We start from the raw sequence: 13,966 nt of genomic DNA, 5'->3' as shown, positions 1-13,966 counted from the left end.
CGCGGGGTTTCTGGTGATACCCCTGCCGGCTCCGGAAAGCCGCGGAATGGACGCCAGAATGGCGCACCTTCCGGATCGTCGTCGGATGCGGGTTCGAACCAGCGCGACCGCGGCCATATGGGCGAGCGGCCGGCGTCGCATCCGCATGCCGGCGCTTCCAACGGGGGGCAGGCGGCTTCGGGACAGGCTTCGGCGGAGAGATCCTTGGCCCAGTCGCACGGAGCAGTTGGTGAGGATCGGTCCCAGCGGCAAGTGGCTCGGCCTGAGGCAGGGCAAGAGCGGGGCGGACGCTCAGATGCTGATCAGGCGCACGCCGACCGGATGCGCTCCGGAGCCAATGCGGACACGCAGTCCGCCGAAGGGTCTCGCGGTTCTGCAGCAACGCCTGGCCGTGATCCGGGAGAGCCGCGTCCTTCCGGCAGCGGTCGGCGGCGCGGCCGCAACAAGAAGAACCGCGAGGGTCGCGGCCTGCAGGGGCGGCCTCTGGTGCCGTCTGCCAAGCCGCCGGCCGGCAAGCCACAAAGCGCACACTCCCAACAGGCAGCCCACGGCTCGGGCAATCCGCCCACGGCCCGCGGTGCCAACGGCGCGGCAATCATCGCCAAACCCGGTGCCAGGGCTGGCGTCCATGATCAACGGTCGAGGTCGCATCAGGCTGCGGAGATTGCCGAACAGGCCCGGCGCCGTGCGCCGGACGATCTCTACGCGGCGCTCGACCTTGGCACCAACAATTGCCGGCTGCTGATCGCCCAGCCGACTCGGCCTGGCCAGTTCCGGGTCGTCGATGCCTTTTCGCGCATCGTTCGCCTCGGCGAAGGCCTTGCCGCCACCGGCCGTCTGTCGGAAGAGGCGATGGATCGTGCCGTCGAAGCCTTGAAGATCTGCGCCGCCAAGCTCGCCAACCGGCCGGTCCGCAAGATGCGGCTGATCGCCACCGAAGCCTGCCGCGCAGCCTCCAATGGCGAGGCGTTTCTGGAGCGCGTCACCCGCGAAGCCGGCCTGCAGCTGGAAATCATCGACCGCGAAACCGAAGCGCGGCTCGCCGTCTCCGGCTGCTCGTCGCTGGTCGGCCGAGAGGCCCGTTCGGTGGTGCTGTTCGATATCGGCGGCGGCTCCTCGGAAATCGCCGTCATCCGCATCAGCGACAGCCGCTCCAGCCGGCTTGCCAACCACATCACCCACTGGACCTCGCTGCCGGTCGGCGTCGTCACCCTGTCGGAACGCCATGGCGGTCGTGATGTCACGCCGGCGGTGTTCTCCGCCATGGTCACCGAGGTGGAGACCATGCTCGAAGGCTTTGACTGCCCGCCGGTCGGCGAACAGCATGGCCGAGTCGACGCCGATTTTCACCTGATCGGCACCTCCGGCACGGTCACCACGCTTGCCGGCGTTCACCTGGATCTGCCGCGCTATGACCGGCGCAAGGTGGACGGGCTCTGGCTGACCGACGACGAGGTCAGCGCCATGCAGGCAAAGCTGCTGTCCTGGGATTTCGAAGGCCGTGCCGCCAATCCGTGCATCGGTCCGGACCGCGCCGATCTGGTGCTGGCCGGCTGCGCCATCCTTGAGGCCATCCGCCGCCGCTGGCCGAGCACGCGCATGCGCGTCGCCGATCGCGGCCTGCGCGAGGGACTGCTCACAGACATGATGGCCGACGATGGCGTCTGGCGGCGCATGCGGCGCCGGCCGGCCGATGGCGGCAACCACAGCACGTTGGAGATACGCCGATGACAAAGACGCCGATCGGCCGCAAGCTCGGCCAGAAGGTCAAGAAGGGCAAGCTGAAGGCGTCGTCGCGCCGCTGGATCGAACGCCACATCAACGACCCTTACGTGCAGCGCGCCAAGCTCGAAGGCTACCGTGCGCGCGCCGCTTTCAAGCTGCTCGAAATCGACGAGAAGCACCAGATCCTCAAGGGCGCGCGGCGCATCATCGATCTTGGTGCAGCGCCGGGCAGCTGGTCGCAGATCGCTGCCAAGGTCACCGGTTCGACCGACGGCGACATTCGCGTCGCGGCGATCGACTTTCTCGAGATGGCGCCGCTGCCGGGGGTAAAGATCCTGCAGCTCGACTTCCTCGAGGAGGAAGCGCCGGCAAAGCTGATGGAAGCCGTCGGCGGCACGCCCGACCTGGTCATCTCGGACATGGCGGCTCCGACCACCGGCCACCAGAAGACCGACCACCTGCGCACCATGCATCTCTGCGAGGTGGCGGCCTATTTCGCCGTCGAGGTGCTGGGCGAGGGCGGCCATTTCCTGGCCAAAACCTTCCAGGGCGGAACCGAAAAGGATCTGCTGAACATGCTGAAGCAGAATTTCCGCCAGGTCCTGCACATCAAGCCGGCCTCGTCGCGCTCCGAATCGGTCGAGATGTTCCTGCTTGCCAAGGGGTTCAAGGGCCGCAAGCCGGGCGCCGAAGGTCCAAGCTACCGCGAAGAACTGCATCGCCCGACAGACCCGCTGGATCCGCTCGACGACAGCACCGATCATCGCCCCCGCTATCCGGACGAGGACGACGAAGGCTGATCATTCGCCCGGCACTTCGCCGGCCTGCTGTTGCTGGTAGCGGCGGTGGCCGGAGACGCCGGCGCCGGCACCCGGCGGCAGCCGGATCAGCGGCAGCAATGCGGCAAGCGAGATCGCCGAGACCAGGAAGAACGCCAGGTGGAAGTCGGCAAGCTCGAGATGCGAGCCCGACAGGTAGGACGAGGCTTCCAGCACGAAGGCCGCGAACGAGACGCCGAGCGCCAGGCTGACCTGTTGCATCACCGAACTGATCGACGTCGCCTGGCTGGCTTCCTCATCCTCAATCTCCGAATAGCTGAGCGCGTTGGTGCCGGTGAAGAACATCGAGCGCGCAAGTCCCGAGGCGAACAGGAACAGGATGATCATCACCTGCGGCGTCGCCTCGGTGAAGAAGCCGTTGACCGCCGTCGTCGCGGCACCGGCAATGCTGGCGCCGATCAGCGTCACCTTGAACCCGGTTGCGGCAAACAGCCGCCGGGCGACGAACTTGACGGTCAGCGCCCCGAGCGCGCCGGCAAACGTCGTGAGGCCCGATTGGAACGGCGTCATGCCGAAGGCGAGCTGCAGCATCAGCGGCATCAGGAAGGGCACGGCGCCGGTCGCGATGCGAAACAGCGTGCCGCTGGTGATCGCCGAGCGGAAGGCTTCGTTGCGAAACAGGGTCAGCTTCAGGATCGGCGCCGGGTGGCGGGCCGCATGGCGGACATAGAGGATGCCGCAGAGGATGCCGAGCACGGTCGTCGCGATGCCGATTGCCGGCGGCAATGCCGGCAGGCTGACGACGGACAGGCCGAACACCGTACCGGCGGCGGCAACCGAGATCAGCAGGAAGCCGACTAGATCGAGCCGCGGCGAGGCGCGGCGTTCGATCTCCGGAAGGTAGATGGTCGAAAGCCAGATGCCGATCACGCCGACCGGCACGTTGATCAGGAAAATCCAGTGCCAGGTGAAATAGGTGGTGATGAAGCCGCCGAGCGGCGGTCCGGTGAGCGGGCCGACCAGGGCTGGAATGGTCAGCAGCGCCATCGCCGACACCAGGTCGCGCTTCTGCGTCGTCCTCAGCAGCACCAGCCGGGCGACCGGCGTCATCATCGCGCCGCCCATGCCCTGCAGGAAGCGCGCCAGCACGAATTCGAGGAGCGACGAGGACATGGCGCAGAGGATCGAGCCGATGACGAAGACGACGATCGCCAGGCGAAAAATGCTCTTGGCGCCGAACTTGTCGGCCATCCAGCCGCTGACCGGGATGAACACCGCCAGCGCCACCATGTAGGAAGTGAGCGCCAGTTTGAGCGTGATCGGCCCGACACCGAGATCGGTGGCGATGGCCGGCAGCGCGGTGGCAATGACGGTTGAATCCATCTGCTCCATGAAGAGCGCGACGGCGAGGATGAGCGGGACGATTCGGTTCATGAAAGGCAGGCTTCGTGCATCGGAAGGCTGACACTCCTACGCCTGCTTGGCACGCGAGACCACCGGTTTTATCGGCCACCGTCGTCTCGGCATCACGTCTACGTGAGAAACGTTTTCGTCGCCGCCGTTGCGCATATCTTCGCCAGCGACCGGTAAAAGAAACAGACGCGGCGGCGGTCCCGCGAGTGGAGGTTGGAATGGCACAGTTTGAACTGGGAAGGCGGACGCTGCTCGGCTCCGCGGGGGCGGGTCTCTTGGCCGCGCCGGCGATCCTCGGCGGTCGCGCATTTGCACAGGTTAGTACGTCTCAACCCGCAACGGATACACAGATGACAGCAAAGACACCACCGGACATTCATGGCTTCAAGGTCGGCGACTACCGCGTCCTGGTCATCAAGGACGGCGCCCGGCCGTCCGGCAAGCCCAACGAGACGTTTGGCACCAACCAGAGCGCGGAGGATGTCGGCGCCCTGCTGCAGGATAATTTCCTGCCCGCCGACAACTTCGTCAATTCCTTCTCGCCGACGCTGATCGATACCGGCAGCGACGTCGTGCTGTTCGATACCGGCTTTGGCGCTGCCGGTCGGGGCCAGGGCAATGGCCGCCTGGCCGAAGGCATGGCGGTTGCCGGATATCGCCCGGAGGACGTGACGATCGTCGTGCTGACGCATCTGCACGGCGATCACATCGGCGGGCTGATGGAAGACGGCAAGCCGGCCTTCCCGAATGCACGCTACATCACCGGCCAGAGGGAATATGATTTCTGGGCCAGCACCGAGCGCGCCGGCACCGCTGCCGAGGGCGGCCACAAGGCGGTGCTTGCCAACGTCAAGCCGCTCGCCGAGAAGATGACCTTCGTCGGCGATAACGCCACCGTCGTTCCCGGCATCACCGGCATGGCCGCCTTCGGGCACTCGCCTGGCCACATGATCTACAACGTCGAATCCGCCGGTCGCCGGCTGGTGCTGACGGCCGACACCGCCAACCATTATGTCCTGTCGCTGCAGCGGCCGGACTGGGAGGTGAAGTTCGACATGGACAAGCAGGCTGCCGCCGCCAGCCGCCGCAAGGTGTTCGACATGATCGCCACCGACAAGGTCGCCTTCCTCGGCTACCACATGCCGTTCCCGTCGGTCGGCTACGCGGAAAAGCTTGATACCGGCTATCGGTTCGTGCCGAAGACCTACCAGTTCGACATCTAGCGCCAGCGGTGGCGGCGAGCCTCTGACGAAGCCATGCGAACCCGGAGGGACAGCCCTTCGGGTTTTTTCTGTTCCCATCGTGTCATGAACGTGTTACCAGCCCTCGCCAACTTCCACGCATTTATTGCGCGACGCACCGGGCGGGATTTTCGTTCCGGGGGTTCCGCGCATTTTCAAGAACGAAGGAATTGGCAATGGCACGCATCGTAGTTTCGGCAACCGGAGCGGAAGCGCTCACCTTTGACGATGTCCTTCTTCAGCCCGGACATTCGGAAGTCATGCCGGGCCAGACCAACATCGCCACCCGCATCGCACGCGATATCGACCTGTCGCTGCCGATCCTCTCCTCGGCCATGGATACCGTCACCGAAAGCCGCCTTGCCATTGCGATGGCACAGTCCGGCGGCATGGGCGTCATCCACCGCAACCTGACGCCGGTCGAGCAGGCCGAAGAAGTCCGCCAGGTGAAGAAGTTCGAAAGCGGCATGGTCGTCAACCCGGTCACCATCGGTCCGGATGCGACGCTTGCCGATGCGCTGTCGCTGATGAAGTCGCACGGCATTTCGGGGATTCCGGTGGTCGAAAACGGCGGCCGCCCCGGTCGCCTCGTCGGCATTCTCACCAACCGCGACGTGCGCTTCGCCTCGGATCCCAGCCAGAAGATCTACGAGCTGATGACCCGCGAGAACCTCATCACGGTGCGCGACGGCGTCGAGCAGAGCGAAGCAAAGCGCCTGCTGCATTCGCACCGCATCGAAAAGCTGCTGGTGGTCGACAACGAAGGCCGCTGCATTGGCCTGATCACCGTCAAGGACATCGAGAAGTCGCAGCTGAACCCGAATGCCGCCAAGGATGCGCAGGGACGCCTGCGGGTCGCCGCCGCCATCTCCACCGGTGACGACGGCCGCGAGCGCGCCGAGCGGCTGATCGATGCCGGCGTCGACGTCATCGTCGTCGACACCGCCCACGGCCACTCGCAGAAGGTTCTCGACGCCGTCGCTCAGGTGAAGAAGATGTCGAACGCCATTCGCATCATCGCCGGCAATGTCGCCACCTCGGAAGGCACCAAGGCGCTGATCGATGCCGGCGCCGACTGCATCAAGGTCGGTATCGGCCCGGGCTCGATCTGCACCACGCGTATCGTCGCCGGCGTCGGCGTACCGCAGCTGGCAGCCGTCATGGCGGCCGTCGAGGAAGGCAATAAGCACGACATCCCGGTGATCGCCGATGGCGGCCTGAAGTTTTCCGGCGATGTCGCCAAGGCGATCGCTGCCGGCGCATCGGCTGTCATGGTCGGCTCGCTTCTGGCCGGCACCGACGAAAGCCCCGGCGAGGTCTATCTCTACCAGGGCCGTTCGTTCAAGGCCTATCGCGGCATGGGATCCGTGGGCGCCATGGCGCGGGGCTCGGCCGATCGTTACTTCCAGGCGGAAGTGCGCGACACGCTGAAGCTGGTGCCGGAAGGCATCGAAGGCCAGGTTCCCTACAAGGGTCCGGTCTCGGCGGTCCTGCATCAGCTCGCCGGCGGCCTGAAGGCGGCCATGGGTTATGTGGGCGGCAAGGACATCAAGGACTTTCAGGAAAAGGCGACCTTCGTGCGCATTTCTGGCGCCGGCCTGCGCGAAAGCCATCCGCATGGCGTAACGATCACCCGCGAAAGCCCGAACTATCCGGGCGTCAGCGCCTGATAATTCTCTTTCGCCGGGGCGGCCGGCACCATTGCCAGCCGTAGGCCCCCCGCTATGGTGGAGAGCCGGCGATCATGCCGGCTCTTTGGGGGATGCCATGAAGAGATTTGTTGCCTGCGCGCTTTTCGCCGCCGGACTGTTGACGAGCGCTCAGGCGCAGACGGTCCACGAGGGGACCTATGATGTCGCCGGGACCAATCTCGACGGCTCGAAATACAGCGGAACCGCGCGGATCGTGCTGACCAGCGAAACCACCTGCGCCATGGAGTGGAAGACCGGCGAGACGACCTCCAATGGCATCTGCATGCTGCAGGACAACGCCTTCGCCGCCGCCTATGTGCTTGGCGAAGCGGTCGGCCTGGTGATCTACGAGGTCATGCCGGGCGGTGTCCTCAACGGTTCGTGGACCATCTCGGGTCAGGACGGTTCCGGAACCGAAACGCTGCGCCTGCGCAACTGACGATCGCGGTGCCTGGCCGCAGCACCAAGGCTGCGGTCGGCACTCTCGCCCGATTTCATGCAGACTGATTGAACGGAAACCCGATGATCTCCAATGAAGCTATGATCTGGCCGATGATCGCCCATGCGGCCCTGGTTCTGGCGCTGTACGTGCAGCTCTCGCGACGCCGGGTGGCGGCCGTCAAGGCGGGCCGGGCAACGGTCGCGCAGTTCCGCGAGAACCTGCGCGAGCCCGAGGAAAGCCTGTTCGTCCACAACAACCTGAAGAACCAGTTCGAGCTGCCGATGTTCTTCCACATCGTCTGCCTGGCGCTGTTTGCTGTGGATGGCGACAATATCGGCACCGTCGTTCTGGCTTGGCTGTTCGTCGCCTCGCGCTATGTCCATGCCTATATCCACGTGACGACCAACCGCATCCGCCACCGGCGGCCGGCCTTTATCGCCGGCGTCGCGACGTTGCTGGGCCTGTGGGTGTGGCTTGCCTTCTGGCTCGCTTTGACCTGATCGCTTGTCGCCTTTGCGGCAGATCAAGGCGATCTCCCCCGGCGCTCCTCTAGAAGCACTGCGAGCGGCAAGACCGTCCGGAATGCTGCCGCCTAGAGGAGATACGCATGGCTGAGATGATGAAGGCCGCCGTGGTGCGGCAGTTCGGCAAGCCGCTGGTGATCGAGGAGAGGCCGGTGCCCGAGCCGGGCCCGGGCCAGATCCTCGTCCGCTACGAGGCGACCGGCGTTTGCCACACCGACCTGCACGCGGCAAACGGCGACTGGCCGGTGAAGCCCAATCCGCCATTCATCCCCGGCCATGAGGGCACCGGCTATGTGGCCAAGGTGGGCGCTGGCGTGTCCTCGCGGATCAAGGAGGGTGACCGCGTCGGCGTTGCCTGGCTGCACACTGCATGCGGATGCTGCTCGCCCTGCCGAACCGGCTGGGAAACGCTCTGCGCCAGCCAGCAGAACACCGGCTACTCGGTAAACGGCACCTTTGCCCAGTATGGTCTGGCTGATCCCGATTTCGTCGGCCGCCTGCCCGACAGCCTCGAGTTCGGCCCTGCTGCGCCCATCCTCTGCGCCGGTGTCACCGTCTACAAGGGCCTGAAGGAAACTGAGGTGCGCCCCGGCGAATGGGTCGCCATCTCCGGCATCGGCGGGCTCGGCCATCTTGCCGTGCAATACGCAAAGGCGATGGGCATGCATGTCGTCGCTGCCGACATCTTTGACGACAAGCTTGAGCTTGCCCGCAAGCTCGGCGCCGATGTCATCGTCAACGGTACGGCGGCCGATGCCGTCGCGCAGGTGCAGAAGGCGACCGGTGGCGTGCATGGCGCGCTGGTCACGGCCGTATCGCCCAAAGCCATGGAGCAGGCGTTCGGCTTCCTGCGTGCCAGGGGCACGATGGCGCTGGTCGGCCTGCCGCCCGGCTACATTTCTCTGCCGGTCTTCGATACCGTTCTCAAGCGCATCACCGTGCGTGGCTCCATCGTCGGCACCCGGCAGGACCTGGAGGAGAGCCTGCAATTTGCCGGCGAGGGCAAGGTCGCCTCGCATTTCTCCTGGGACAGGATGGAGAACATCAACGACATCTTCCAGCGCATGCAGGACGGCAAGATCGACGGTCGTATCGTCCTCGACCTGCACTGAAGCCGGGACCCGTGCGCCTTCACGCAAAATTGTGGCGGCGCGCGGCCGTCCTGCTGGCAGGATGGCGTGCCGCTCGATCATGGGGTGGCCAAGGTTCTGCACGGAGGAAGCGCCATGACCGACAAGCCGACAGTCACCCAGGCGATGATCGACGCCTATGACGACTATACCCATCTGAGCCTCGACCGCCGCAAGTTCATGGAGCGGCTGACGGTGCTGGCCGGCTCCGGCGCGGCTGCCGCCGCCATTGCCCCGATGCTGGCGGCAAGCAAGGCCCAGGCCGCCATGGTTGCCGCCGACGATGATCGCCTCTCAGCAGAGGATATCACCTATCCCGGCGCATCGGGCGAGATGAAGGGCTACCTGGTCCTGCCGAAGGCTGCCGCCGCGCCGCTCGGCTCGGTGATCGTCATCCACGAGAACCGGGGTCTCAACGAGCATATCCGCGATGTGGCGCGGCGCGTGGCGTTGGACGGCTTTGCAGCCCTTGCCCCGGACTTCCTGTCGCCGGCCGGCGGCACGCCTTCCGACGAGGACAAGGCGCGGCAGATGTTCTCCGGCCTCGACATGAAGCAGACGACCGCGAACGGCGAGGCGACACGGGCTTTCCTCGCCGGGCGTGACGGTGCTGCCAATGGCAAGGTCGGGGCGGTCGGCTTCTGCTGGGGCGGCGGGCTGGTGAACCGGATGGCGATTGCCTCTCCGGATCTCAATGCCGGCGTTGCCTATTACGGCGCGCAGCCGCCGGCCGAAGAGGTACCGGCGATCAAGGCGCCGCTGATGCTGCACTATGGCGGTCTCGACGAACGCATCAATGCCGGCATCGACGCCTACCGGACAGCGCTGGAAAAGGGCGGCAAGACCTTCGAGATATTCGTCTATGACGGCGTCAACCACGCCTTCAACAACGATACGTCCTCGGCCCGCTACGACAAGCCGGCCGCCGATCTGGCCTGGAGCCGGACGATCGGTTTCTTCCGCAAATATCTCGCCTGAACGCGAGCCCCTTGGCCCGATCCGGCGGACGAAAAAGCGGCCGCCGGCCTGAGAACTGTCGGGCGGCCGATTACCAGCTCGGCATCAGCGGCGCATTGCGCAGGCGCTGCGACGTGCGGCCGAACGGCTTGATCTCGGCACCATCCATGTCGTCGGGCGCCACGGCCGGCGAGATGTTGTCGAGGCAGGCGGCGATATGGTCGGTGATCGCCGTCATCAGCGACGTCGACAGGCCGGGCCGCTTCATCAGGCCGATCTGCACCGGCGGCAGCGGCGGAAAGCCGTCCGACTGGCTGAGCACCTTCATGCCGGGACGCAGAGCCGATTCGGGCAGCACCGAGACCGCCATGCCGGCCAGCACCGCGGCGGCCACCACTGTCGACGACCAGCTGGTGAAGAGGATCTGATATTCGCGACCATCCGCATCGAGCGCCGAGCAGGCGAGCTGGCGCCAGTTGCAGTCGCGCCGGCCAACGGCAAGCGGAACCGGCGCATTGTCGCGCAGCGGGTGGTTGGCCGAGGCGACCCAGCACAGGGGTTCCGTTCGCACCACGTCGGATTGGCGGGCGCGCGGGTTGTGGGTGACGAGGGCGATATCAAGCTCGCCGCGGGCCATCTTCTCCGCCAGGTCGACCGACGGTTCGCAGACGATGTAGAGCTCGACATTCGGGTGCGTCTTGGCGAAGCGGCCGATGATTTCCGGCATGTAACGGTCGGCATAGTCGTCGGGCGTGCCGATCCGCAGCGTTCCCTCCAGCCGGTTGTCGTCGAAGGCAGCCAGCGCCTCGTTGTTCAGCCGGATGATGCGCCGCGCATAGTTGAGGAGCTTCTCGCCCTCCGCCGTCAGCCGGTTGCCGCGCCCGTCCTTGGTGAACAGCTGCTTGCCGACCCGCTCCTCCAGGCGTCGCATCTGCATGGAGACGGCGCTCTGCGTCTTGAAGACGCGGTCGGCGGCTTTGGTGAAGCTGCCGGTGTCGATAATGGCGACGAAGGTGTGCAACTGATCGATATCAAGCGGAGCGGACATGACGGGACCCATGAAAACGATTGATACCAACCATTAGAAACATTCGTTGGACTGATCAATAGCGATTTTGGATAAGGGACAGGCAAGCAACTCAACGGCCTCCAGGCCCTGCTGCCGCCCGTCCGCCGCCCGGACGGGATCGATTTCTTCGTGCCAACCGGAAGGACAGGATCATGAGCACGATCGAACGGATGACCAGCCGCGACCTTTCTGCGATCCGCAGCATCGAGACGCGCCTCCTGAGCCAGGTGAAGAGCCTCGTGCTGTCCGTTCTGCGTGCCTCGCGCAACCGCCGCGCGATGCTTTGCCTTCACGATCTCGAGGATCACCAGCTGCGGGATATCGGCCTGACCCGCGCCGATGTAGATCGCGCCGTGAACCGCTCCGGACTTCTCGACGATCCCTTCGCGCTTCTGCCGAAGGACGTACAGCTGCGCCGCCGCCGGTTCGCCGCCCTGCCGCAGCGGTTCTAGAGTTTCATTTTTCCCCGCAGGGTAACGCCAATGACCCTGCTTCTTGCCCGGCCGGTTCTCCGCGCCGGGCTTTTTTTATCTGCGCAGACGCCCTCACATCGGCCGGGGCTTGGGCGCTTCGCCGGCCGGCGCCGCGCGATAGCTGTCGAAGATCGCTTCCATGTTCTTCTGGTAGGCCTTCTGCACTTCGATGCCGCTGTCGAACATGCCGCTCAGCATCGACTGGAAGGCGCCCATGTCAGGTGATTGCGCCTGCTCGCCGGCTTTGGCGGAGGCGGCCGGCTCCGCCTGTTTCGGCGCAAAGCTGCCGGTCATCATGTCCTGGAATGCCTTGGCGAACGGGTTGTCGGTGAACGGATTGTGGGCGGCCGCACCCTTCGTCCGCTCCTCCAGCCCCCACATGCTGCGCATCGCCTGGAGCATCGGGTTGTCGAAGGGCATGGTCGCGCTGTCGGCTTTGGCCTTCGGTGCGAAGCCGATGGCTTCCAGCCATTGCTGCGTCATCTGGTTCATGCCGTCGGCGGAGAACGGGTTCTGCTGCATCTGGCCCGTCATCTGACCGGTCATCTGCTTGAACATGCCGCCCATGATCGTATCGGCCATTGCCGGCATCATCCGCTTGAGGATGTCCTGGCCGATGCCGGTCAGCTGCTCCGCCTGGCGGGCAATCGCCCGCGACATCTCCTTCGAGCCGAACAGCTTTTCCAGCACCGCATTGCCGTCCGCCATTCCCTTCGGCGTGAAGGCCTTCGCCATGTCTTCGAAATAGGGGCCGTAGGTACCGGACACCATGCCGCTCATCAGCGCGCTGAGATCGTAGGGGTTGGCAGCGGTCCGCTGGAGACCCGATGAGAACGCAGGCAACAGCGCGGCCATGGCCTGCGCAGCCTGCTCCTGGGCCAGATTGAACTGCTTGGCGAGCGTATCCATGGCGGCGCCGTTCTGCGCCTTCAGCATCATATCGAACAGCGGCAGCATGATACCTGGCTCCTCCGGCAATCGCTCCAGCCGGTACTATAGCCGGAAACCATGGCCGCGAAACTGGTTTGTTCGGCTGCCGTCTGGAGGTGAAGCTGCCGCGGACCGGATGCGGATCAGTACTGGAACTCGTCGAAGACTGGCTCGATATTCTGGTTCCAGCGGCCGTTGAAGCGCGCCAGCAGGTCTTCGGCAAGCACCGTCTTCTTGGCCAGGATCTCTTCCAGCGGCTGCAGGAACACCGTCTCGTCCTGGCCTTCGCCGTTGAGCCGCGCGCGGGACTTGAGCCCCCGGGTGGAGATGCCGACGATTTCGCGTGCCACCGACATCAGCGAGCCACCGCGCACCGAGGCGTTGAGACCCTCGGCGGGAACCGCATTGCGCAGCGAGAGCACGTCTTCATAGGTCCAGTCACGGGTGATTTCTTCCGCCTCGGCCATGGCCGCATCGTCGTACAGCAAGCCAACCCAGAAGGCCGGCAGTGCACAGATCCGCCGCCACGGGCCGCCGTCGGCGCCGCGCATTTCCAGGTAGCGCTTCAGGCGCACATCCGGGAAGAGTGTCGACAGGTGGTTCGTCCAGTCGCCGAGCGTCGGCTCCCAGTCCTTGATTTCGCCCTTCAGTGCGCCGGCCATGAACTGCCGGAACGTGACATGCGTGCAGTCATGATAGTGGCCATCGCGGACGATGAAATACATTGGCACGTCGAGCGCCCATTCGACATAGGTCTGGAAACCGAAGCCGTCGCCGAACGCTTGCGGCAGCAGGCCGGAGCGCGCATTGTCGGTATCGCGCCAGATCTCGCCGCGCCACGACAGCAGCCCGTTCGGCCGGCCTTCGGTGAACGGCGATGCGGCGAACAGTGCCGTCGCCAGCGGCTGCAGCTTCAGCGACAGCTTCATCTTGCGGGCCATGTCCGCCTCGGACGAGAAGTCGAGGTTCACCTGGATCGTGCAGGTCCGGTACATCATGTCGAGGCCGTGGCTGCCGACCTTCGGCATGTAGCGCGACATGATCTCGTAGCGCGACTTCGGCATCCGTGGCGTCTCGTCGAGCGTCCACTTCGGGCTGCCGCCGATGCCGAGGAACCGGATGCCCATCGGGTCTGCGACTTCGCGCAGCACGGCCAGGTGCTGGTTGGACTCGCGACAGGTGTCGTGCAGGGTTTCAAGCGGTGCACCGGACAGTTCAAACTGGCCGCCGGGCTCGATCGAAATGGCGCCCATGCCGGATGCTTCCGACAGGCCGATGATGTTGCCGCGATCGAGGATCGGTTCCCAGCCGAGCTTCTCCTGCATGCCCTTGAGCAGCGCCGAGATGCTTGCATCGCCGTCATAGGGTACCGGCGAATGGTCGGCCTGGAAGAAGGCGAACTTTTCGTGCTCGGTGCCGATACGGAAATCGGCCTCCGGCTTGCAGCCCTGTGCAAGATAGGCTGCCATGTCCGAGACGGAGCCGAGGGGTGTGTGATCGGTGGTGTCGCGGGCCATGAAGTCGACCTTGTCTGGGGTAACGCTGCGCAGGCAGTTAAGGATCTGCTGCTTGTACCGGATCTAGCGGCGGTG

At 65.2% G+C, this 13,966-nt stretch carries 13 protein-coding genes; 9 read left to right on the top strand and 4 right to left on the bottom strand.

From position 1 onward, the window contains the following. Window positions 1-117: 117 nt before the first annotated feature. Together ACR65N_RS04955 and ACR65N_RS04950 are read left to right on the top strand one after the other, a co-directional pair. A complete protein-coding gene (locus tag ACR65N_RS04955) occupies window positions 118-1,731 on the top strand; it encodes a Ppx/GppA phosphatase family protein (protein ID WP_440455982.1) in 1,614 nt (537 codons plus the stop codon). Then, entirely contained in the window at window positions 1,728-2,525 is a 798-nt protein-coding gene (locus ACR65N_RS04950) for an RlmE family RNA methyltransferase (protein WP_440455981.1), read from the top strand. Before ACR65N_RS04955 ends, ACR65N_RS04950 begins: the two co-directional genes overlap by 4 nt. Here the strand turns inward: ACR65N_RS04950 and ACR65N_RS04945 are convergent, their stop codons facing one another. Then, on the bottom strand, window positions 2,526-3,938 hold the full coding sequence (locus ACR65N_RS04945) for a DHA2 family efflux MFS transporter permease subunit (protein WP_440455980.1): 1,413 nt from the start codon (window positions 3,936-3,938) through the stop codon (window positions 2,526-2,528). It abuts the gene before it with no gap. Between the two features lie 197 nt (window positions 3,939-4,135). Between ACR65N_RS04945 and ACR65N_RS04940 the strand changes: the two genes are divergently transcribed. From ACR65N_RS04940 to ACR65N_RS04915, 6 genes are all read left to right on the top strand, one after another. Beyond that, window positions 4,136-5,140, top strand: coding sequence for an MBL fold metallo-hydrolase (locus tag ACR65N_RS04940; protein WP_440455979.1), 1,005 nt, complete (start codon window positions 4,136-4,138; stop codon window positions 5,138-5,140). A gap of 194 nt (window positions 5,141-5,334) precedes the next feature. Continuing rightward, the gene (guaB, locus tag ACR65N_RS04935; protein ID WP_440455978.1) at window positions 5,335-6,828 is read left to right on the top strand and encodes an IMP dehydrogenase; all 1,494 of its coding nucleotides are present in this window, start codon (window positions 5,335-5,337) and stop codon (window positions 6,826-6,828) included. 97 nt (window positions 6,829-6,925) lie between these two features. Then, window positions 6,926-7,288, top strand: coding sequence for a hypothetical protein (locus ACR65N_RS04930; protein ID WP_430305864.1), 363 nt, complete (start codon window positions 6,926-6,928; stop codon window positions 7,286-7,288). A gap of 83 nt (window positions 7,289-7,371) precedes the next feature. Continuing rightward, window positions 7,372-7,791, top strand: coding sequence for an MAPEG family protein (locus ACR65N_RS04925; RefSeq protein ID WP_440455977.1), 420 nt, complete (start codon window positions 7,372-7,374; stop codon window positions 7,789-7,791). Between the two features lie 107 nt (window positions 7,792-7,898). Further along, window positions 7,899-8,927, top strand: coding sequence for an alcohol dehydrogenase AdhP (gene adhP, locus ACR65N_RS04920; protein WP_440455976.1), 1,029 nt, complete (start codon window positions 7,899-7,901; stop codon window positions 8,925-8,927). Between the two features lie 114 nt (window positions 8,928-9,041). Next, window positions 9,042-9,923 carry a dienelactone hydrolase family protein gene (locus tag ACR65N_RS04915; protein ID WP_440455975.1) on the top strand — a complete coding sequence of 294 codons (882 nt, stop codon included), beginning with the start codon at window positions 9,042-9,044 and terminating at the stop codon, window positions 9,921-9,923. 70 nt (window positions 9,924-9,993) lie between these two features. Here ACR65N_RS04915 and ACR65N_RS04910 read toward each other — a convergent pair whose 3' ends face one another. Then, the gene (locus tag ACR65N_RS04910; RefSeq protein ID WP_430305860.1) at window positions 9,994-10,950 is read right to left on the bottom strand and encodes a LysR substrate-binding domain-containing protein; all 957 of its coding nucleotides are present in this window, start codon (window positions 10,948-10,950) and stop codon (window positions 9,994-9,996) included. Between the two features lie 173 nt (window positions 10,951-11,123). On the opposite strand from ACR65N_RS04910, the gene ACR65N_RS04905 reads away from it, so the two are divergent. Beyond that, window positions 11,124-11,423, top strand: coding sequence for a DUF1127 domain-containing protein (locus ACR65N_RS04905; protein WP_440455974.1), 300 nt, complete (start codon window positions 11,124-11,126; stop codon window positions 11,421-11,423). Between the two features lie 93 nt (window positions 11,424-11,516). Here the strand turns inward: ACR65N_RS04905 and ACR65N_RS04900 are convergent, their stop codons facing one another. After that, window positions 11,517-12,401 carry a DUF937 domain-containing protein gene (locus ACR65N_RS04900; protein ID WP_440455973.1) on the bottom strand — a complete coding sequence of 295 codons (885 nt, stop codon included), beginning with the start codon at window positions 12,399-12,401 and terminating at the stop codon, window positions 11,517-11,519. 116 nt (window positions 12,402-12,517) lie between these two features. Next, complete coding sequence (locus ACR65N_RS04895; RefSeq protein ID WP_440455972.1) at window positions 12,518-13,891, bottom strand: glutamate--cysteine ligase; 1,374 nt, start codon at window positions 13,889-13,891, stop codon at window positions 12,518-12,520. Between the last annotated feature and the right edge of the window lie 75 nt (window positions 13,892-13,966).

Source organism: Rhizobium sp. SAFR-030 (assembly GCF_059415005.1).
Note: the sequence above shows the minus strand (reverse complement) of the source record. Positions and strands in the feature narration are given on the sequence as shown.

Bases quoted from the DNA above. Each gene is read 5' to 3' on its own strand.
- ACR65N_RS04955 (WP_440455982.1), top strand. From the start codon at position 118: ATGGGCGAGCGGCCGGCGTCGCATCCGCATGCCGGCGCTTCCAACGGG.
- ACR65N_RS04950 (WP_440455981.1), top strand. From the start codon at position 1,728: ATGACAAAGACGCCGATCGGCCGCAAGCTCGGCCAGAAGGTCAAGAAG.
- ACR65N_RS04945 (WP_440455980.1), bottom strand. From the start codon at position 3,938: ATGAACCGAATCGTCCCGCTCATCCTCGCCGTCGCGCTCTTCATGGAG.
- ACR65N_RS04940 (WP_440455979.1), top strand. From the start codon at position 4,136: ATGGCACAGTTTGAACTGGGAAGGCGGACGCTGCTCGGCTCCGCGGGG.
- guaB (WP_440455978.1), top strand. From the start codon at position 5,335: ATGGCACGCATCGTAGTTTCGGCAACCGGAGCGGAAGCGCTCACCTTT.
- ACR65N_RS04930 (WP_430305864.1), top strand. From the start codon at position 6,926: ATGAAGAGATTTGTTGCCTGCGCGCTTTTCGCCGCCGGACTGTTGACG.
- ACR65N_RS04925 (WP_440455977.1), top strand. From the start codon at position 7,372: ATGATCTCCAATGAAGCTATGATCTGGCCGATGATCGCCCATGCGGCC.
- adhP (WP_440455976.1), top strand. From the start codon at position 7,899: ATGGCTGAGATGATGAAGGCCGCCGTGGTGCGGCAGTTCGGCAAGCCG.
- ACR65N_RS04915 (WP_440455975.1), top strand. From the start codon at position 9,042: ATGACCGACAAGCCGACAGTCACCCAGGCGATGATCGACGCCTATGAC.
- ACR65N_RS04910 (WP_430305860.1), bottom strand. From the start codon at position 10,950: ATGTCCGCTCCGCTTGATATCGATCAGTTGCACACCTTCGTCGCCATT.
- ACR65N_RS04905 (WP_440455974.1), top strand. From the start codon at position 11,124: ATGAGCACGATCGAACGGATGACCAGCCGCGACCTTTCTGCGATCCGC.
- ACR65N_RS04900 (WP_440455973.1), bottom strand. From the start codon at position 12,401: ATGCTGCCGCTGTTCGATATGATGCTGAAGGCGCAGAACGGCGCCGCC.
- ACR65N_RS04895 (WP_440455972.1), bottom strand. From the start codon at position 13,891: ATGGCCCGCGACACCACCGATCACACACCCCTCGGCTCCGTCTCGGAC.